17 protein-coding genes are annotated in these 18,725 nt (G+C 59.7%); 7 read left to right on the forward strand and 10 right to left on the reverse strand.

What is annotated here, in order from left to right:
* Nucleotides 1-12: 12 nt before the first annotated feature.
* Entirely contained in the window at nucleotides 13-840 is an 828-nt protein-coding gene (gene dkgA / locus UTO39_RS07015) for a 2,5-didehydrogluconate reductase DkgA (protein ID WP_061097063.1), read from the forward strand.
* Between the two features lie 106 nt (nucleotides 841-946).
* Here dkgA and UTO39_RS07020 read toward each other — a convergent pair whose 3' ends face one another.
* Nucleotides 947-3,124: a YgiQ family radical SAM protein gene (locus UTO39_RS07020; RefSeq protein WP_320726808.1), complete on the reverse strand. Its 2,178-nt coding sequence runs from the start codon at nucleotides 3,122-3,124 to the stop codon at nucleotides 947-949.
* Between the two features lie 200 nt (nucleotides 3,125-3,324).
* Here UTO39_RS07020 and UTO39_RS07025 point away from each other — a divergent pair, with 200 nt between their 5' ends.
* Nucleotides 3,325-4,800, forward strand: coding sequence for a TrkH family potassium uptake protein (locus UTO39_RS07025; RefSeq protein WP_151414059.1), 1,476 nt, complete (start codon nucleotides 3,325-3,327; stop codon nucleotides 4,798-4,800).
* 32 nt (nucleotides 4,801-4,832) lie between these two features.
* On the opposite strand, the gene ftsP is transcribed toward UTO39_RS07025, so the two are convergent.
* The 4 genes from ftsP to UTO39_RS07045 form a co-directional block, all read right to left on the reverse strand.
* Entirely contained in the window at nucleotides 4,833-6,245 is a 1,413-nt protein-coding gene (gene ftsP, locus UTO39_RS07030; RefSeq protein ID WP_253543300.1) for a cell division protein FtsP, read from the reverse strand.
* A 58-nt stretch (nucleotides 6,246-6,303) separates the two neighbouring features.
* Nucleotides 6,304-7,041 (reverse strand): 1-acylglycerol-3-phosphate O-acyltransferase, encoded by a 738-nt coding sequence (gene plsC, locus UTO39_RS07035; RefSeq protein ID WP_061097059.1) that lies wholly within the window; start codon nucleotides 7,039-7,041, stop codon nucleotides 6,304-6,306.
* Between the two features lie 161 nt (nucleotides 7,042-7,202).
* On the reverse strand, nucleotides 7,203-9,461 hold the full coding sequence (gene parC / locus UTO39_RS07040) for a DNA topoisomerase IV subunit A (protein WP_320726809.1): 2,259 nt from the start codon (nucleotides 9,459-9,461) through the stop codon (nucleotides 7,203-7,205).
* Nucleotides 9,462-9,579: 118 nt separating this feature from the next.
* On the reverse strand, nucleotides 9,580-9,981 hold the full coding sequence (locus tag UTO39_RS07045) for a YgiW/YdeI family stress tolerance OB fold protein (RefSeq protein ID WP_061097057.1): 402 nt from the start codon (nucleotides 9,979-9,981) through the stop codon (nucleotides 9,580-9,582).
* 139 nt (nucleotides 9,982-10,120) lie between these two features.
* On the opposite strand from UTO39_RS07045, the gene qseB reads away from it, so the two are divergent.
* The 5 genes from qseB to lysM all read left to right on the forward strand — a co-directional run bounded on the left by qseB (nucleotide 10,121) and on the right by lysM (nucleotide 13,673).
* Nucleotides 10,121-10,780 carry a quorum sensing response regulator transcription factor QseB gene (gene qseB, locus UTO39_RS07050; RefSeq protein WP_061097056.1) on the forward strand — a complete coding sequence of 220 codons (660 nt, stop codon included), beginning with the start codon at nucleotides 10,121-10,123 and terminating at the stop codon, nucleotides 10,778-10,780.
* Nucleotides 10,777-12,114: a quorum sensing histidine kinase QseC gene (qseC, locus tag UTO39_RS07055; protein ID WP_061097055.1), complete on the forward strand. Its 1,338-nt coding sequence runs from the start codon at nucleotides 10,777-10,779 to the stop codon at nucleotides 12,112-12,114. The genes qseB and qseC overlap by 4 nt, the downstream gene beginning before the upstream one ends.
* Nucleotides 12,115-12,219: 105 nt before the next feature.
* Nucleotides 12,220-12,801: an NAD(P)H-dependent oxidoreductase gene (locus tag UTO39_RS07060; RefSeq protein ID WP_061097054.1), complete on the forward strand. Its 582-nt coding sequence runs from the start codon at nucleotides 12,220-12,222 to the stop codon at nucleotides 12,799-12,801.
* Nucleotides 12,802-12,832: 31 nt separating this feature from the next.
* Entirely contained in the window at nucleotides 12,833-13,147 is a 315-nt protein-coding gene (locus UTO39_RS07065) for a putative quinol monooxygenase (RefSeq protein WP_008502984.1), read from the forward strand.
* Nucleotides 13,148-13,232: 85 nt separating this feature from the next.
* Nucleotides 13,233-13,673: a peptidoglycan-binding protein LysM gene (gene lysM, locus UTO39_RS07070; protein WP_003862507.1), complete on the forward strand. Its 441-nt coding sequence runs from the start codon at nucleotides 13,233-13,235 to the stop codon at nucleotides 13,671-13,673.
* 17 nt (nucleotides 13,674-13,690) lie between these two features.
* On the opposite strand, the gene UTO39_RS07075 is transcribed toward lysM, so the two are convergent.
* From UTO39_RS07075 to UTO39_RS07095, 5 genes are read right to left on the reverse strand one after another with little or no spacing between them, the layout of a single operon-like run.
* Nucleotides 13,691-14,566, reverse strand: coding sequence for a MurR/RpiR family transcriptional regulator (locus tag UTO39_RS07075; protein WP_320726810.1), 876 nt, complete (start codon nucleotides 14,564-14,566; stop codon nucleotides 13,691-13,693).
* Nucleotides 14,563-15,513, reverse strand: a complete 951-nt coding sequence (locus UTO39_RS07080; RefSeq protein WP_061097048.1) for an iron-siderophore ABC transporter substrate-binding protein — start codon at nucleotides 15,511-15,513, stop codon at nucleotides 14,563-14,565. Before UTO39_RS07080 ends, UTO39_RS07075 begins: the two co-directional genes overlap by 4 nt.
* Nucleotides 15,514-15,522: 9 nt before the next feature.
* Nucleotides 15,523-16,563: an iron ABC transporter permease gene (locus UTO39_RS07085; RefSeq protein ID WP_320726811.1), complete on the reverse strand. Its 1,041-nt coding sequence runs from the start codon at nucleotides 16,561-16,563 to the stop codon at nucleotides 15,523-15,525.
* Nucleotides 16,560-17,543 carry an iron ABC transporter permease gene (locus tag UTO39_RS07090; RefSeq protein ID WP_320726812.1) on the reverse strand — a complete coding sequence of 328 codons (984 nt, stop codon included), beginning with the start codon at nucleotides 17,541-17,543 and terminating at the stop codon, nucleotides 16,560-16,562. Before UTO39_RS07090 ends, UTO39_RS07085 begins: the two co-directional genes overlap by 4 nt.
* Nucleotides 17,540-18,352 (reverse strand): ABC transporter ATP-binding protein, encoded by an 813-nt coding sequence (locus UTO39_RS07095; protein ID WP_320726813.1) that lies wholly within the window; start codon nucleotides 18,350-18,352, stop codon nucleotides 17,540-17,542. The genes UTO39_RS07090 and UTO39_RS07095 overlap by 4 nt, the downstream gene beginning before the upstream one ends.
* Nucleotides 18,353-18,725 lie beyond the last annotated feature (373 nt).

The raw sequence follows: 18,725 nt of genomic DNA on the forward strand, positions 1-18,725 counted from the left end.
GAAGGAGGAAAAATGGCAAACCAAACCGTAATCAAGCTGCAGGACGGCAACGTGATGCCCCAACTGGGGCTAGGTGTATGGAAAGCCGGTAACGACGAGGTCGTCTCCGCCATTCATAAAGCACTCGAAGTTGGCTATCGGTCGATTGATACCGCCGCCGCGTACAAAAACGAGGACGGCGTGGGGACCGCGCTGGCCAGCGCCGGCGTCCCCCGCGATGAGCTATTCATCACCACCAAACTGTGGAACGACGATCAAAAGCGCCCCCGTGAAGCGTTGCAGGAGAGCCTGGAGAAACTCCAGCTCGATTTCGTCGATCTGTACCTGATGCACTGGCCGGTTCCGGCCATTGACCATTACGTTGACGCCTGGAAAGGGATGATTGACCTGCAGAAAGAGGGGCTGGTGAAAAGCATCGGCGTCTGTAACTTCCAGGTGCATCACCTGCAGCGCCTGATTGACGAAACGGGCGTTGCGCCGGTGATTAACCAGATCGAGCTGCACCCGCTGCTGCAGCAGCGTCAGCTTCACGCCTGGAACGCCACCCACAAGATCCAGACCGAGTCCTGGAGCCCGCTGGCGCAGGGCGGTGAAGGCGTGTTCGATCAGAAAATCATCCGCGACCTGGCGGATAAATACGGCAAAACCCCGGCGCAGATCGTCATTCGCTGGCATCTGGACAACGGCCTGGTGGTCATTCCGAAATCAGTTACGCCGTCGCGCATTGCCGAGAACTTCGACGTCTGGGATTTCCGACTGGACAAAGACGAGCTGGGTGAGATTGCGAAGCTGGATAAGGGCAAGCGGCTTGGGCCGGACCCGGATCAGTTTGGCGGGTAGTTTTCCCCCTCCCCCTCACCCAGCCCTCTCCCCAAAGGGGAGAGGGTGTTCAAGTTCCCTCTCCCCTTTGGGGAGAGGGTTAGGGTGAGGGGCAATGTCCTCATCGTTATCCGATCTTACGTTTTCCCGCTTTTTTCGTTCCCGTAGCCCCACCGTTCGAACGCTGATGCACAATCGGCGTGTGCTTGGTCAGCGCCGGGCGCGTATTGCGGTTCTGGCGGCGCGCTTCGCGCATCTCATCCAGCGTCGGGGCCGGAACCAGGCAGTCGCGGCGCGAGCCGATCAGGTGTTTTTTACCCATCTCTTCCAGCGCCTGGCGGATCAGCGGCCAGTTTTTCGGGTCGTGGTAACGCAGCAGCGCCTTGTGCAGACGGCGCTGTTTATCCCCTTTCGGCACCACCACCTCTTCACTCTTGTAGCCAATCTTACTCAGCGGGTTTTTGCCGGTGTAATACATGGTCGTCGAGTTGGCGAGCGGAGAAGGATAGAAGTTCTGCACCTGGTCCAGACGGAAGCGACGCTGCTTCAGCCACAGCGCCAGGTTCACCATGTCTTCATCGCGCGTGCCCGGGTGCGCGGAGATGAAGTACGGGATCAGATACTGCTCTTTACCCGCCTGTTTCGAGTAGGTGTCGAACAGCTGCTTAAAGCGATCGTAGCTGCCCATGCCCGGCTTCATCATCTTCGACAGCGGGCCTTCTTCGGTGTGCTCTGGCGCAATCTTCAGGTAGCCGCCGACATGGTGCGTCGCCAGCTCTTTGATATAGCGCGGATCTTCCACGGCGATGTCGTAACGCACCCCGGAGGCGATGAGGATCTTCTTGATGCCCTTCAGATCGCGCGCGCGGCGGTAGAGGTTGATCGTCGGCTCGTGGTTGGTATCCATGTGCTCGCAAATGCTCGGGTAGACGCAGGAGAGACGACGGCAGGTCTGCTCCGCGCGCGGCGACTTGCAGCGCAGCATATACATGTTCGCGGTTGGGCCGCCGAGATCGGAGATCACGCCGGTAAAGCCAGGCACCGAGTCGCGAATGGCTTCGATCTCATTGATGATCGAATCTTCAGAGCGGCTCTGAATGATGCGCCCCTCGTGCTCGGTAATGGAGCAGAAGGAGCAGCCGCCGAAGCAGCCGCGCATGATGTTGATCGAGAAGCGGATCATCTCATACGCCGGGATACGGGCGTTGCCGTACGCCGGGTGCGGCACGCGCTTGTACGGCAGCGCAAAGACGCTGTCCATCTCTTCGGTGGAGAGCGGGATCGCCGGCGGGTTGATCCAGATAAAACGCTCGCCGTGCTTCTGCATCAGCGCGCGGGCGCAGCCCGGGTTGGTTTCATGGTGCAGAATACGGGACGCGTGCGCGTAAAGCACCTTGTCGGCCTTCACCTTCTCGTAGGACGGCAGCAGCACATAGGTCTTTTCCCACGGCTTCGGGCGCGGAGGCTGCACAACGATAGCCTTCGCTTCCGCTTTCTTCGGCTCAACCGGCTTGTTATCGGCACACGGCAGATCTTCTCCGTACGGGTGCGGGATCGGGTCGATTTTGCCCGGCATATCAATGATGCGGGAATCCACCCCGCTCCAGCCCGGCAGCGCCTCTTTCACCATGATCGCGGTATTGCGCACGTCGCGGATGCTGCTTACCGGCTCGCCCTGCGACAGGCGGTGCGCCACTTCCACCAGCGGACGCTCGCCGTTACCGTAAATCAGCATGTCGGCCTTGGAGTCCACCAGCACCGAGCGACGCACGGTATCTGACCAGTAGTCGTAGTGCGCGGTGCGGCGCAGGCTCGCCTCGATGCCGCCGAGGATCACCGGCACGTCTTTCCAGGCCTCTTTGCAGCGCTGGGTATAGACCAGGGTCGCGCGATCCGGACGTTTGCCCGCCACGTTATCCGGCGTGTAGGCGTCGTCATGGCGCAGCTTGCGGTCGGCGGTATAGCGGTTGATCATCGAGTCCATGTTGCCGGCGGTCACGCCGAAGAACAGGTTCGGTTTTCCCAGACGCATAAAGTCGTCTTTGCTGTTCCAGTCGGGCTGGGAGATGATCCCCACGCGGAAGCCCTGCGCTTCGAGCATACGGCCACAAATCGCCATACCAAAGCTCGGGTGGTCAACGTAGGCATCGCCCGTGACCAGAATGATGTCGCAGCTATCCCAGCCCAGCTGGTCCATCTCTTCCCGGGACATCGGCAGGAACGGCGCCGGTCCAAAGCAGGCCGCCCAGTACTGGGGCCAGGAGAAGAGGTCACGATCCGGCTGGATCAGGGAGATTGCGCTCATAATGCTTCCGAAGAAAAAATAGACAAAAGGAGCGGGATTATACGCTGTTCATCCGCCCAATTTGAAGAAAAGGATGCAGGAAGCGGGCAGATATTCGTGGAAGTCGTTAAAATACAGCGCCCTGTTAATTTTGCATCATAATTACCCCTGACTCTCCCGGTCCTCAGCCGCCGGGAGGAATTCTGGCGTGGAGTTGCTTTGTGAAGTTCAACGATTCGTTACATGTGTCTCAGCTGCGGGTTGTGCTCCACCTCTGCGGTTTTTTGGTTCTGCTGTACAGCCTCTCAATGCTGCCGCCGATGGTCATCGCCCTGCTTAATAAAGAGCGGACCTACTTTGCGTTTTTGACCACCTTTTTGACCTTTTTCAGCCTCGGGGGGTTAACCTGGCGGGCAACCCGCTACGCCGGCATACAGCTGCGCACCCGCGACGGTTTCGTGATCATCGTGCTGTTCTGGCTGCTGTTTTCATTGATAAGCGCCATGCCGCTATGGATGGACGATGGCCTGCACCTCTCCTTTGCGGACGCGCTTTTTGAAGGGGTTTCCGGGATCACCACCACCGGGGCGACGGTGATCGGGGACGTCAGCGCCCTGCCGAAGTCGTACCTTTATTATCGCGCGCAGCTCAATTTCATCGGCGGGCTAGGCGTCATCGTGCTGGCCGTCGCGGTTCTGCCGCTGCTGGGCATTGGTGGCATGAAGCTCTATCAGTCAGAGATGCCGGGCCCGTTCAAGGAGGAGCGCCTGACGCCCCGCCTTGCCGATACCGCGCGCACCCTGTGGATGACCTATTTCGCGCTGGGCGTGGCCTGTACCCTGGCCTACTGGCTGGCGGGAATGTCATTTTTTGACGCCCTCTGCCACGGGCTTTCGACGGTGTCGCTGGGCGGGTTCTCCACCCGCAGCGAGAGCATTGGGTTTTATGACAGCCACGCGATTGAGCTGGTCGCCGGGGCGTTTTCGCTGCTCTCCGCGTTTAACTTCACCCTCTGGTACGTCGCCATTGTCCGACGCACCCTGAAGCCGATTCGCCGCAGCCCGGAGGTGAGATTCTTTCTGAGCGCCGCCGCGGTGATTATCATCATCACCGCCTGGCAGGTCTGGCACGCGGGAATGTACAACCCTGTCGATAGCCTGGTGCACGCCTTCTTCCTTGCCAGCTCGATGATGACCGATAACGGCCTTTCGACCGCCGACTACGCCCAGTGGCCCGCGCATACGATCTTCCTGCTATTAAGCGCCAGCTTTTTTGGCGGCTGCGTAGGCTCGACCTGCGGCGGGATCAAAGCCCTGCGTTTTCTCATTATGTTCAAGCAGAGTATTCAGGAGATGAACCAGCTGGCCCATCCGAGAGCGCTGCTGAGCATTAAGGTGGGCAAAAGCGTGGTGAATGAACGCGTCCTGCGCTCGGTATGGAGCTTCTTCTTTCTCTACGTGATGATCACGGGCTTTTTTGTCTGGGCGCTTAATCTGATGGGCTACGACCTGTTTACGTCATTCGCAACGGTTGCCGCCTGTATCAACAACATGGGGCTGGGGTTTGGCGAGACGGCGTCGACGTTTGGCACGTTAACAGAGGGAGCGAAGCTGCTGATGTGCGCGGCGATGATCTTAGGGCGTCTGGAAATTTACCCCGTGCTGATTCTGTTCTCGCGCTTTTTCTGGCGGGCATAAAACATTCCCGGCGAACCGGGAATGTAAGGGGGTTACGGCGCGGGGTTAACCAGCATCTGCCCTACGGAGCCCCTGTCCATCATCTCCAGCGTCTGGCTGTGGAACAGGAACGGGAAGTGCGGCCAGGAGGGCTGGCCGTAGTAGACGAGCAGTTCAACCTGGCCGTCCACCCAGACGGTATCTTTCCAGCCGCGATCTTCCGGGAACGGCATCGCGCCGTTGACGTTGCGGATCAGGAATGACACCCCTTCAATATGGAATGACTGCGGCATATCTGAACGCACCGTCCAGCGCTCCCAGGTGCCCTGCTGGGCGGTGATATCAATACGGTTCACGTCCCACAGCGCACCGTTGATGCCGGGGTCGTCCCCAAGGCTAATATCGCGGCTGCGCACCGGCGAACCGCTCATGATCTCCTGCGGCAGCAGGCGCATCGGCAGGCTGTCGGTGACCAGCGGCAGCAGGCCGGTTGGACGCAGGGTTAACACCAGCGTGGAGACCAGAATGCTCGACGGCTCAAAGAACCCGCGAATACGGTCAACGATGCTCGCGGCTTCACCACAGGTGACGGAGACTTCATCCCCGTTAGTCATATCCACCAGAATTTCGCGGCGCTCTCCCGGCGCCAGCGCCAGCTGTTTAACGGAGACCGGCGCGGGTAAAAAGCCCTGGTCGCCGGAGATCACGTGCAGCGGGCGGCCATCGCTCATCTGCAGCTGATAGCGACGCGAGTTAGAGGCGTTGAGCAGGCGCAGGCGCACCCAGCCGCGAGACACTTCCACGTACGGGCTCTGCGCGCCGTTAACCAGCAGAGTATCGCCGACAAAGCCACCGCTCCCCGGCTCGCTGTACTCCGGCGTGCCGAAGTTATCCAGACGTTTGTCCTGAATGATGACCGGGAAATCATCCACGCCGTAGTGGTTCGGGATCGGCAGCGATTTACTGACCTCATCTTCCACCAGCCACATGCCGGCCAGGCCGTTATAGACCTGCTGCGCCGTACGGTTAGGGGTATTGGCGTGATACCACAGGGTTGCCGCGCTCTGGCGGATCGGCAGGACGGGCGCCCAGTCGGCGTTGGGGGACATCATTCGCGCCGCGCCGCCAATCAGCGGGCCAGGAACCTGCAATCCACTGACGGTCATCGCGACATTTTCAGTCGTCCGGTTGCTGTAAATGAGCTTAACGTCATCGCCGTTCCACACGCGGATGGTCGGCCCGAGGTAGCGTCCGTTAATGCCCCATACCTGCGCGCGCGTGCCCTGGGTAAAGGACCAGTGGCTGCGCTGAAGCGTGAGGAAAAGCGGCTGCCCGCGACGGGATTCAATCAACGGCGGAATGGGCAGCGGCTGCTGCTGCCCGGCGGCGCTGGCTGTCAGCGGCATCGCACCCGCACAAAGGGCAATCCCCGAAGCCTGAATAAACTGACGCCGACTGAGTGACATATAAGCTCCATCTGAAACGACTAACAACGCGGGAATTCTTTTTCCCTTTAACGCCGGATTAAACCTTACCGGCGGCTTCTCTTTCTGCGACTTCTTTATCCAGCAGCGCAATATGCTGAGCCATCAGCTCGCGGCAGTGCGCTGCCAGCTCGCGCACCTGGTCTTTACCGTATTTGCTGGTATCGACGGGTGGCAGCATTTCGACAATCACCAGACCATTATTCAGGCGGTTAAGATTAATCTTATTAGAAGTATTGGAAACGCACACGGGAATAATTGGAACACCTGCCGCAATTGCGGCATGAAACGCGCCGGTTTTAAACGGCAGCAGGCCGCGACCGCGGCTGCGCGTCCCTTCCGGGAACATCCAGATGGATATTTTGCGCTTTTTAAAATGGTTCACTACTTCCGCAATGGTGCCGTGCGCTTTTGCACGGTTGTTACGGTCGATCAGCAGGTTACCGGTCAGCCAGTACAGCTGGCCAAAAAACGGGATCCACAGCAGGCTTTTTTTCCCCACCGTTACGGTCGGCGGCAGAACGATATTGGAGGCCGTCACCATATCGTAGTTGTTCTGATGGTTAGCGATATAGATGGCGTTACCGAAATTCTCCGCCCCTTCAGGCAGGCGTTTTTCAACCTTCAGGCCAAACAGCGGCGCAAGGCGGCCGAACATATGGCCAAAGGTGGCAACATGCTTCGGATTACGAGGGCTGAACAGGCAGTAAATAGAGCCGAAAATACAGACCAGAATGCAGTAGATAACGGTAAGAATAAGACGAACAATATATAGCATAGCGACCTCTGAAGCCCCAACAGCTGACAATTATACTTCACCTGTGGCCAGGTAAGGACTTTATTACGAGCGCGTATTGTTAATCGCAACGCACGAATTAACAACGATTTTACGGGAAATTTTATTGAAATCCCCCTCCGGACAGAGGGGGTGTCACGACATTACTCTTCGCTGTCGCCCGCACCGCTGCGCGCAGGCGAATCAATCTCCACGCGGTCGATACGCTGCAGGCCGCGCATCAGCGAACCGCGGCGACCGCGCTCGCCCACCACTTTCTGCAGCTCTTCCGGACGCAGTTTGATCTTACGCTTGCCGACGTGAATGGTCAGCGTGCTCTGCGGCGGCAGCAGGAAGAGGTGCGCCAGGCCATCTTCACCTTTCGCGGCTTCCGCCGACGGGATGTTGATGATCTTGTTGCCCTTGCCTTTCGACAGCTCCGGCAGGTCGCTGACCGGGAACATCAGCATACGCCCGGCAGAGGTGATCGCCAGCAGCATGTCGCTCTCGTTCTCAATCACCAGCGGCGTCATCACGTGGGCGTTGTCCGGCAGGCTGATCAGCGCTTTACCGGCACGGTTGCGCGACACCAGGTCGTTAAAGGTACAGATAAAGCCGTAGCCCGCGTCGGACGCCATCAGCAGCTTCTGGTCGTCGGCCTCCATCAGCATGTGGTCAACCGTTGCGCCCGGCGGCAGCGTCAGCTTGCCGGTCAGCGGTTCGCCCTGGCCGCGCGCGGAAGGCAGCGTGATCGGGTCGATGGCGTAGCTGCGACCGGTGGAGTCGATAAACGCCACCGGCTGGTTGCTCTTGCCTTTCACCGCCGCTTTAAAGCTGTCGCCCGCTTTGTAGCTCAGACCCGGCGCGTCGATATCGTGGCCTTTGGCGCTGCGCACCCAGCCGCTCTGCGACAGCACAATGGTCACCGGCTCGGACGGCTGCATGTCGTGCTCGTTCATCGCCTTCGCTTCTTCGCGCTCGTGCAGCGGAGAACGACGGTCGTCGCCAAATGCGTCTGCATCCGCCTGCAGCTCTTTCTTCAGCAGGGTGTTCATCTTGCGCTCGGACGCGAGGATCGCCTGCAGCTGATCGCGCTCTTTTTCCAGCTCGCTTTGCTCGCCGCGGATCTTCATCTCTTCCAGTTTGGCGAGATGGCGCAGCTTCAGTTCGAGGATCGCTTCGGCCTGGGTTTCGCTGATGCCGAAGCGCGACATCAGGGCGGGCTTCGGCTCGTCCTCGGTGCGGATGATCTCAATCACTTCGTCGATATTGAGGAACGCCACCAGCAAACCTTCGAGGATATGCAGGCGCTTAAGCACTTTCTCCAGACGATGGTTCAGACGACGGCGTACCGTATCGCGGCGGAAGGTCAGCCATTCGGAGAGGATCTCCAGCAGGTTTTTCACCGCCGGGCGACCGTCGAGGCCGATCATGTTCAGGTTGATGCGGTAGCTTTTTTCCAGATCGGTGGTGGCGAACAGGTGGTTCATCACCTGCTCCATGTCCACGCGGTTAGAGCGCGGCACGATCACCAGACGGGTCGGGTTCTCGTGGTCCGATTCGTCGCGCAGGTCGTCCACCATCGGCAGCTTTTTATTGCGCATCTGGGAGGCGATCTGCTCCAGCACTTTGGCACCGGAAACCTGGTGCGGCAGCGCGGTGATCACCACGGCGCCGTCCTCTTTATTCCACACCGCGCGCATGCGCACGGAGCCGCGACCGTTCTGGTAGATTTTGCGGATTTCCGCACGCGAGGTGATGATCTCGGCTTCGGTCGGGTAGTCCGGCCCCTGGACGATATCCAGCAGCTCGTCCAGCGAGGTTTTCGGCTGCTCGATCAGGGTGATGGCGGCTTTTGCCACTTCACGCAGGTTGTGCGGCGGAATGTCCGTCGCCATGCCGACGGCGATACCGGTGGTACCGTTCAGCAGGATGTTCGGCAGACGCGCAGGCAGCATCTTCGGCTCCTGCAGCGTACCGTCGAAGTTTGGCACCCAGTCAACGGTTCCCTGACCCAGCTCGCCCAGCAGCACTTCGGCGTATTTGGACAGGCGGGATTCGGTATAACGCATCGCCGCGAAGGATTTCGGATCGTCCGGCGCACCCCAGTTCCCCTGCCCGTCCACCAGCGGGTAGCGGTAGGAGAACGGCTGGGCCATCAATACCATCGCTTCATAGCAGGCGCTGTCGCCGTGCGGATGGTATTTACCCAGTACGTCGCCCACGGTACGGGCGGATTTCTTGAACTTGGCGGTGGCGTTCAGCCCCAGTTCGGACATCGCATAGACGATGCGGCGCTGAACGGGCTTCAGGCCATCCCCGATAAACGGCAACGCCCTGTCCATGATGACGTACATGGAGTAGTTCAGGTAGGCGTTTTCCGTGAATTCATGTAGCGCGAGGCGCTCTGCCATATCGCTCATTACGTGTGATTCCTCAACTCAGAAACCGAAGGGTTTCAGGCAATATTGCCGCAGATACTACCTCATCTGGCGAATTGAGTCACAAAGAAAAAGGGCCGCGTATGCGGCCCTTTTTGGGTTATTTGTTCAGCTTGATAACCTGCTTCACGTCGATTTCAAACTCGTTCCAGTCTTTGTCGACTTTACCCTGCAGCTCGACTTTATCCTGCGGGGTGACGGTCACGCCGTTCCAGCGCTTGTTGTCAATCTCGACCACCACCGTGCCGGACTCATCGCGGAAGGTGTAGCGGTCGTCGGACAGGCGCTCGGTAATGTTACCGCGCAGCTTCACCCAGGCATCGTCCTTCAGATCTTTGACTTTAGCCGCGGTGGTGAGGTTGGCGTTGTTATCGACAAAGCCGCCCTGCTGGGTTTGCGTCTGAGTTTGTGTCGCAGATGGGCCAGTAAAACCGCCCTGTGCAGCAAAGACCGGCGCGGTGGTCATCATCATGATGGCAGCAACTGCAGCGAATTTTTTCATCGTAATCTCTCCCTTTAATGTCGTTTCACAATCCATTAAACAGGGTAAACCTTAACAACTTCTTAAGGGGAAAATTTATTTATTTTTACTGTACAGCAGGCGCTTGCAGAGGGTTTACTGACGGCATCAAGGAGGGAACATGCGCATTTTACTGGTAGAAGACGACGGGTTAATTGGCGATGGCATCAAAGCGGGCTTAAGCAAACTGGGCTTTAGCGTGGACTGGTTTACCGACGGGAAAACCGGGCAGGCCGCGCTCGCCTCTGCGCCCTATGATGCCGTCGTGCTCGACCTGACCCTGCCGGGAATGGACGGTCTGGAGATCCTGCGCGCCTGGCGCGAAAGCGGGCACAGCGAGCCGGTACTGATCCTGACGGCGCGGGATGCGCTGAACCAGCGCGTTGAAGGGCTGCGCCTCGGTGCGGACGATTATCTCTGCAAGCCGTTCGCGCTGATAGAAGTGGCCGCCCGCCTGGAAGCGCTGGTGCGCCGCAGCCACGGCCAGACGCGCAGCGAGTTGCGTCACGGCAAGGTGACGCTCGACCCGGCAAGCCTCGTCGCCACGCTGGAGGGCGAAACGCTGACGCTTAAACCGAAAGAGTTCGCCCTGCTGGAGCTGTTAATGCGTAACGCGGGCCGGGTGCTGCCGCGCAAGCTGATCGAGGAAAAGCTTTATACCTGGGACGATGACGTCTCAAGCAACGCCGTGGAAGTCCACGTTCATCATTTACGCCGCAAGCTCGGGAGCGAGTTTATCCGCACCGTGCACGGCATCGGCTACACCCTGGGTGACGCATGAAGCTGAGCCTGAAGCTGCGCCTGACGCTCCTCTTTTTAGCGCTGTCCCTGGCGGCCTGGTTTGCCGCCAGCCTGGTGGCGTGGCAGCAGACCACCGACAAGCTCGACAAGCTGTTCGACACGCAGCAGATGCTATTTGCCAAACGGCTGCTGACGATGGATCTGGACGAGATCCGCGCGCCGGAGCGCATGCGCGAGGTGCCGAAAAAGGCCAAACACGGGCATCTGGACGATGACGCGCTGGCCTTCGCTATTTACGCTGCAGACGGCACGATGATCCTTAACGACGGCGAAAACGGGCGCGATATCCCGTATCACTATCGTCGTGACGGCTTTGATGACGGACGGCTTCAGGATGACAACGACGAATGGCGCTTTTTATGGCTGACGTCGCCAGACGGAAAATACCGCGTGGTGGTCGGCCAGGAGTGGGAGTACCGGCAGGATATGGCGCTGGACGTGGTCAGCTCACAGCTAACGCCGTGGCTGGTGGCGCTGCCGGTGATGCTGCTGTTGCTTATTGTCCTGCTGAGCCGGGAGCTGAAGCCCCTGAAAAAGCTGGCCCAGACCCTGCGTTCTCGCTCGCCGGATGCCACCGACGCCCTGCCCACGCAGGGCGTGCCGGCGGAAGTGCGCCCCCTGCTCGACTCGCTGAACCATCTCTTTGCCCGAACCCAGGAGATGATGACCCGCGAGCGCCGCTTCACCTCCGACGCCGCCCACGAGCTGCGCAGCCCGCTGGCGGCGCTGAAGGTGCAAACCGACGTGGCGCAGCTTTCTCAGGACGATCCGCAGGCGCAGGAAAAAGCGCTGGCGCAGCTGCACGCGGGTATCGACCGCGCCTCCCGGCTGGTGGATCAGCTCCTTACGCTGTCGCGCCTGGACTCGCTGGATAGCCTGGACGACGTAGAACAGATAGCGATGGCCGACCTGCTGCAGTCTGCGGTGATGGATATCTACCCTCCGGCGCAGCAGGCGGGTATTGATGTTCGTCTGCACATCAACGCGCCGGAGGTGACCCGCACGGGTCAGCAGCTGCTTCTGAGCCTGCTGGTGCGTAACCTGCTGGATAACGCCACCCGCTACAGCCCGCGCGGCAGCGTGGTAGACGTGACGCTGAACACCCGTAGCTTCACCGTGCGCGACAACGGCCCGGGCATTTCACCCGATGCGCTGGCGCGTCTCGGCGAGCGCTTTTATCGCCCGCCGGGTCAGGACGCCACGGGCAGCGGGCTGGGGTTATCCATTGTGAAACGCATTGCCGCCCTGCACGGCATGCGCGTCTCGCTCGGCAATGCGCCAGAAGGCGGCTTTGAAGTGGAGGTTAGCTGGTAAGGGATTATTGCATTTAACGCAAAAGACTTTGCACATTTTGCTCATTTTTCCGCTCCGTCCTCGCGCGTAGAATACCCGACATACTCTCAGCATCGAGGACAAAAAATGAGCAACATTCTGATTATCAACGGCGCGAAAGAGTTCGCGCACTCTAAAGGCCAGCTGAATGACACCCTGACCGAGGTCGCGGACGGTTTCCTGCGCGACGCCGGGCATGATGTTAAGGTCGTGCGCGCGGACAGCAGCTATGACGTGAAGGCCGAAGTGCAGAACTTCCTGTGGGCCGACGTGGTGATCTGGCAGATGCCGGGCTGGTGGATGGGCGCGCCGTGGACCGTGAAAAAGTACATGGACGACGTCTTCACCGAAGGTCACGGTTCGCTGTATGCCAGCGACGGACGCACCCGCTCAGACGCGTCTAAAAAATACGGCTCCGGCGGCCTGATTCAGGGCAAAAAGTACATGCTCTCCCTGACCTGGAACGCCCCTCTGGAAGCCTTCACCGAAAAAGATCAGTTCTTCGAAGGCGTGGGCGTAGACGGCGCGTATCTGCCGTTCCACAAGGCGAACCAGTTCCTGGGGATGGATCCGCTGCCGACCTTTATCGTCAACGACGTGATTAAAATGCCTGACGTCCCGAGCTATATCGCAGAATATCGCAAGCATCTCGCGAAAATTTTTGCTTAACTGGTAGCCTGGAATTAAAGGAGTAGTAACCATGCTTACAGTAATCGCAGAAATCCGTACTCGTCCAGGTCAACATCACCGCCAGGCGGTGCTGGATCAGTTCGCGAAAATCATCCCAACCGTACTGAAAGAAGAAGGCTGCCACGGCTACGCGCCGATGGTGGACGCCGCTACCGACGCAAGCTTCCAGGCCACCGCGCCAGACTCCATTATCATGGTTGAGCAGTGGGAAACCGTCGCGCACCTTGAAGCACACCTGCAGACCGCGCACATGAAAGCGTGGAGCGACGCGGTGAAGGGTGACGTGCTGGAGACCCACATCCGTATTCTGGAGCAAGGTGTTTAAAACCTGCCTTCCCTCTCCTTCCGGGGAGGGAATTCTCTCTGACCTGCTATGCTTATTCTGACTTCATGATTAACAGGAGGATGGAATGGGTCTTTTTAACTTCGTGAAAGAAGCAGGCGAAAAGCTATGGGATAACCTGACCGACCACAAAGGTCAGAGCGACAAAATCACCGAGCACCTCAAGAAACTCAACATTCCCGGTTCAGACAAAGTTCAGGTTAACGTTACCGACGGCAAGGCCAGCGTGACGGGCGACGGGCTGACCCAGGAGCAGAAAGAAAAAATCCAGGTCGCCGTCGGCAACATCGCGGGCGTCAGCGAGGTGGAAAACAACATCACCGCCACCGATGCCAAAGATGAAGCCACTTACTACACGGTGAAATCCGGCGACACCCTGAGCGCTATCTCCAAAACCGTGTACGGCGATGCCAACCAGTACAACAAGATTTTTGAGGCTAACCGCCCGATGCTCTCCAGCCCGGATAAAATCTACCCCGGCCAGACGCTGCGTATTCCGAAAGCGTGATCCGCGAGTCGGGGAAATCAGCTGCTCTTCTTCCCCGGCTTTAACCCACGATGTAACTCGTTGATACGCTTCATCGACTTGATGGTGCGCTGCGGCTCGGTGGAGGCGACGGACAAAACAATCATCTCCAGGCACAGAAGCACCGTGCCGTGGAGCGGAATTTTGCCCTTCTCGCCGCCGCGCGGGACGTGGATCACCACGCTGGCCTCTTTGCTGAATCGCGAGTCGGTGGCGTTGGTGAGCAAAATCGTGGGAATACCCAGCCGTTTTGCTTCGCGCAGCGTGGTTTGCCCTTCCCGGTGCGCGGATTTTTGCGCCATCATGATCAGCACATCCCCGCGCTGGAGCCCGATCAGCTGCTCGGCCAGCCCTATTCCGGTGCGGTTAAGCGGCGTAGCGGGTAGCCCCATTCGGCTGAACAGCCTGGCGGTGTATTCGGCCAGAATGCCGGACGCGCCAATCCCAAATATGGCGACCTGCCTCGCCTGCGCCAGCAGCGAGACCGCCTGTGCCATCGCGAAGCGGTTATGGGGTTCAGACAACACTTCACAGGTGTGCTGATGCCCCTCCAGCACGAAATCAATGCTCGCATTGACGTCGCTGGTCAGCGTATTCACCGTAGTGGACATCTTTTCGCTGGAGGTCACGACCGGGCCAAACCACTGCTCCAGCGTCTGCTTGAGATCGCGCAGCCCGGCGAAACCCAGCGCCTGGATGGCGCGAACGACGGTGGCGTCCGACGTTTTCAGCAGCGTCGCAATCTCCATGGCCGTCTGCTCCATCACCGCTTCCCGATTTTCATTGATATAGCGCGCCACCTGCAGCAGCCGCGGCGTGAGCTGGTGCGACCGGGAGCGCAGGCGGTCGCCGAAGAGATCAACTTTACGGCTCATCGTGACGCCTCCGGCAGCGGACGTCCGGCAATCTGCGACTGGACCTGCGCGACCATCAGCCCTAACGAGGCGAACGAGTTCGAGATGGCCTCTTCACGCGAGATCAGCACGTAGTGTCCGGTCCGACAGGCATTCAGGAACTGGCACCAGCCGGGCATTACCGCATCCATCGCCGCCAGCTCGTCCTGCGGTTTGCCGCCCGTATCCCCGCGCCAGGTGGCGAAAACGAAATCCGCATCCAGCTCCGGCAGCCGCTCGGCGCTGACGTCAATTCGCCCCCCTTCCGGGATAGACTCAATCAGCGGCGGGAAGGTGAACCCGGCATCACGCAGCACGCGGCCCAGCGAGTGGTAGCTGTGCATGGCGTTGATTTTCCCCTGATTGGCCTGAATCACCGATACGCTCACCTTGCGGGTATCAATAGTCGCTTTCAGCGCCTTAATCTGCTCCTGATAGCGCCGCTCCAGAACCTTGAGCCGCGCCTGCGTGCCCGTCAGCTGCGCCAGCTTGCGGTAGATCTCCGGCGCGCCGCCGTCGAGATGATCGATGCTCACCGTCGGGGCAATTTTCTCCAGCTGTTCCACCGGGGTGTTGCGCGTCGGCTCGGTAACGATCAGGTCCGGTTTTGCGGCGGCGATGGCTTCAATGTCGATATCCGCAGTGCCAATAAATTTGATGTCGGAATTATCGAAGTCGACGCCGGTCAACATGCCGCTGGAGCGCAGAAAGTGGCTGCCGTCCGGCCGGGTGCGGCCATGGCTCGCCACCGGCGGTACGCCAAGCTCAATCAGCGGAATGGTAATGTCCAGGTCGTGTAGCGAGACGATCCGTTTCGGATGCACCGGCACCACCACCTTACGGTTCAGATCGTCAGTAAACGTCTGCGTCGGCTCGGCCGCGCTCGCCGTAAGCCCCACCAGCAACAGCATCGAAAACAGTATGCGCATGTTAATCCCCTAAAATCTGTCCCGACGCTGCCAGAGCAGCAGCAGGAAAAACGGTCCGCCAATCAGTGAAATCACAATTCCCGCCGGCAGCTGCAGCGGGAGGAATGCCAGCCGCCCGACGTTATCCGCCAGCAGCACCAGCAGCGCCCCCAGCACGGCGCTTCCCGTCAGGAGCGCCGTTTGCCCGCCGCGGAGCAGCAGGCGTGCCATATGCGGCGCAATCAGCCCGACAAAACCAATGCTGCCCACGCAGGAGACGCAGGCCGCCGTGAGCACTACCGGGGCGAGAACCCTCAGCAGCGCCAGCCGGTTTGTGCGAACGCCAAGGCCCGCTGCGGCGTGGTTACCGAGCAGCGCCACGTCCGCAGCGCGGGCGGTAAACAGCAGCAGCGCAAACGCCGGAAGCGCCCAGACAGCGGCAATGCAGACCAGCGTCCAGTTTGCCGCGTGCAGGCTGCCCGCCAGCCACAGCATCGCCGTCTGCACGTCGCGCACGTCCGCCGTGGTCATAAAGACGCCCATTGCGGCGGCAAAAACCCACGACACGCCGATGCCGATCAGGATGAATCGCGGACGTGAGACATCGCGCGCCAGAGCCACCACCAGCAGCGCGGTAAGCAGTCCACCGACCATGCCAACCAGCGGCCGCCAGGCCAGGCCCAGCGCCGGGAACTGAAATATCAGCAGCAGTACCGCCGCGCTACAGCCCTCTTTCACGCCGATAAGCCCCGGATCGGCCAGGCCATTGCGGGTAATAGACTGCATTGCCGCCCCCGCCATGCCGAGCATTCCACCGCACAGCGCCGCCATCAGCAGGCGCGGCAGGCGGATATCCATCACGATGTAGCGCGTCTCCGCCGTCAGGCTTTCTGGATAAAACAGCGCGCGCCCGATGGCGGAAGTGGGGATGGGCAGAGAACCGTGCGTCAGGCCAAAAGCCGTCAGCAGGCAGGCGGCCAGCGTCAGGATGACCAGACATACCAGCGCTTTTGGACGGACCAGCGCCGAGAAGGCGCCCACGCGTAGCGCACGCAGTCCGGCGCGGTTCATTTGAACATCCTCGAGGCCATGAAGATAAAGACCGGGGCGCCAACCAGCGCGGTCATGATGCCGGTTGCCAGCTCCCAGGGCGAAAACAGCGTGCGGGCAGCGATATCCGCCAGCAGTAGAACCAGCGCCCCGCACAGGGCGGACAGGGGCACCATCACGCGGAGATCGACCGACACCAGACGGCGAACGAGCTGCGGCACCACGAGGCCGATAAAGCCGACAGGCCCGGCGAGGGAGACTGCCGCACCGCAGAGCAGCGCGATGGCCAGCAGGGCGAGCAGCCGCGTTTTCAGCAGCGATACGCCAAGCCCCTGCGCCATTCTGTCGCCCAGCGCCAGCATGTTGAGCGAGGGCGACAGCCAGAGCGCCAGCACAAAGCCCACACCCGCCACCCACAGGGCAGCGGCAATCGTGTCACCGCTAACCCCCGCCAAATCCCCCGCCAGCCAGGTGCGCATGGCGAGCAGCGTCTGTTCATCCAGGATGAGCACCGTGGCGGTAATCGACGAGGCAAACGCCGACATCGCCACGCCGCACAGCGTGACCTTCATCGGCGTCAGCCCGGTGCGCCCGGACGAGGAGAACGTAAGCACCAGCAGAAACAGCGCCGCGGCACCGGTTGCGGCAATCAGCGGGCGGCCAAACGGCAGCGTTAACCCCAGCGCGCTGGTCAGCACTACCGCCAGCGCCGCCCCGGCGTTGAGCCCCAGAATATGCGGTTCGCCGAGCGGGTTGCGGATCGCGGATTGCAGCTGCACGCCCGCCACGCCGAGCGCGGCGCCTGTCACCATCGCGGCGCAGAGGCGCAACAGTCTGAGTTTGATGATGATGTTATGGTCGAAATTGCGCGGATCGAAGTGGAGGAAGGCCTCCACCACCGTTTGCGGGGCGATAAAGCGTGCGCCGATCCCCAGATGGGCAATCGCGCCCGTTGCCAGCAGCAGGGCGAAAATCAGGAAAGCGAGAGAGGTACGCATCATGGCTGTGTTGTGGCCTGGCGAAACGGCATAAAGAACGGTTTACCGGTCAGCGGATTGATGGACATATGCACGTCGACATCAAACACCGCTTTAATCAGCTCCGGCGTGCAGGCATCTCCCTCATGCAGTACGCCCTCGACTTTTCCCTGGCGTAAAAAGACCAGCGAATCGCCGTAGTTCACGGCGAAGTTAAGATCGTGCAGCACCACCACCACGGTACGCCCATGCTCGCGCGTCAGCGTATGCAGCAGTTCGAGGATCTCCACCTGATAGCGGAGATCGAGGAACGTGGTGGGTTCATCCAGCAGGATATAGGGCGTTTGCTGCGCCAGCGCCATGGCGATCCAGCAGCGCTGACGCTGGCCGCCGGACAGGCTTTCGACGGGCATGTGGGCAAACTCTGCGGTGCCGGTCAGGCGCAGGGCCTCCTCCACCGCCCGCTCGTCCTCGTCGCTCCACTGACGCATAAAATTTTGCCAGGGAAAACGCCCGCGCGAGACCAGCTCAAAGACGGTTAACCCTTCCGGCAGCAGCGGAGACTGCGGCAGGATGCCAAGCTGGCGGGCAACGGCTTTCGTCGGCTGCGCGTGGATCGCCTTGCCGTCGAGAACCGCCGCGCCGCCAAGCGGCTGGAGCAAACGCGCGATGGTGCTCAGCAGCGTGGATTTTCCGCAGCCGTTCGCCCCCACCAGAACGGTGATTTTCTGCTGGGGGATCGCAAGGGAAATATCATCAACGATGATTTTTTTCTGATAGCCGGCAGAAAGATTCTCCAGAACCAGCCCCGGTTTTGTCGTGTTGTGAGCCACGTGCATGCCAACGTAATAAAAAAGGGAAACAAATATAAATAAAAATCATTCTCTTTTGAGAGTTTGAGGCCGCGCCATGTAGTAGTCAAGAGAAGAAACACCCTGAAAAAACCAGGGATAACGGAGCGTTACTACACCTATCGGCAAAACAATAAAGATTTTATTTTCAATCAGTTAATTGGATGCCACTGCGCTTTTCCGTTACGTTTCATAGATGTAGCCGATTTTTAGCTTTTTACATTTACTACTACATTTCCGCATGCTTGAATGATTCTCAATTACATGTTCGATGCCGGTTCTGGCTAACGGGCAGACCATAAAGGGCAATGACTCACACGTTCTTCCGTGAAGGTGCTTCACGGATATTTTGGGA

Source organism: Enterobacter sp. 118C5, from assembly GCF_034107645.1.
Classification (GTDB): Bacteria; Pseudomonadota; Gammaproteobacteria; order Enterobacterales; family Enterobacteriaceae; genus Enterobacter; species Enterobacter nematophilus.

Coding starts and splice junctions, on each gene's coding strand:
- UTO39_RS07090 (WP_320726812.1), bottom strand. CDS start 17,543: ATGATGCGTACCTCTCTCGCTTTCCTGATTTTCGCCCTGCTGCTGGCA.
- UTO39_RS07085 (WP_320726811.1), bottom strand. CDS start 16,563: ATGAACCGCGCCGGACTGCGTGCGCTACGCGTGGGCGCCTTCTCGGCG.
- UTO39_RS07075 (WP_320726810.1), bottom strand. CDS start 14,566: ATGAGCCGTAAAGTTGATCTCTTCGGCGACCGCCTGCGCTCCCGGTCG.
- UTO39_RS07060 (WP_061097054.1), top strand. CDS start 12,220: ATGAGCAACATTCTGATTATCAACGGCGCGAAAGAGTTCGCGCACTCT.
- UTO39_RS07065 (WP_008502984.1), top strand. CDS start 12,833: ATGCTTACAGTAATCGCAGAAATCCGTACTCGTCCAGGTCAACATCAC.
- qseC (WP_061097055.1), top strand. CDS start 10,777: ATGAAGCTGAGCCTGAAGCTGCGCCTGACGCTCCTCTTTTTAGCGCTG.
- parC (WP_320726809.1), bottom strand. CDS start 9,461: ATGAGCGATATGGCAGAGCGCCTCGCGCTACATGAATTCACGGAAAAC.
- dkgA (WP_061097063.1), top strand. CDS start 13: ATGGCAAACCAAACCGTAATCAAGCTGCAGGACGGCAACGTGATGCCC.
- plsC (WP_061097059.1), bottom strand. CDS start 7,041: ATGCTATATATTGTTCGTCTTATTCTTACCGTTATCTACTGCATTCTG.
- qseB (WP_061097056.1), top strand. CDS start 10,121: ATGCGCATTTTACTGGTAGAAGACGACGGGTTAATTGGCGATGGCATC.
- UTO39_RS07045 (WP_061097057.1), bottom strand. CDS start 9,981: ATGAAAAAATTCGCTGCAGTTGCTGCCATCATGATGATGACCACCGCG.
- lysM (WP_003862507.1), top strand. CDS start 13,233: ATGGGTCTTTTTAACTTCGTGAAAGAAGCAGGCGAAAAGCTATGGGAT.
- ftsP (WP_253543300.1), bottom strand. CDS start 6,245: ATGTCACTCAGTCGGCGTCAGTTTATTCAGGCTTCGGGGATTGCCCTT.
- UTO39_RS07080 (WP_061097048.1), bottom strand. CDS start 15,513: ATGCGCATACTGTTTTCGATGCTGTTGCTGGTGGGGCTTACGGCGAGC.
- UTO39_RS07020 (WP_320726808.1), bottom strand. CDS start 3,124: ATGAGCGCAATCTCCCTGATCCAGCCGGATCGTGACCTCTTCTCCTGG.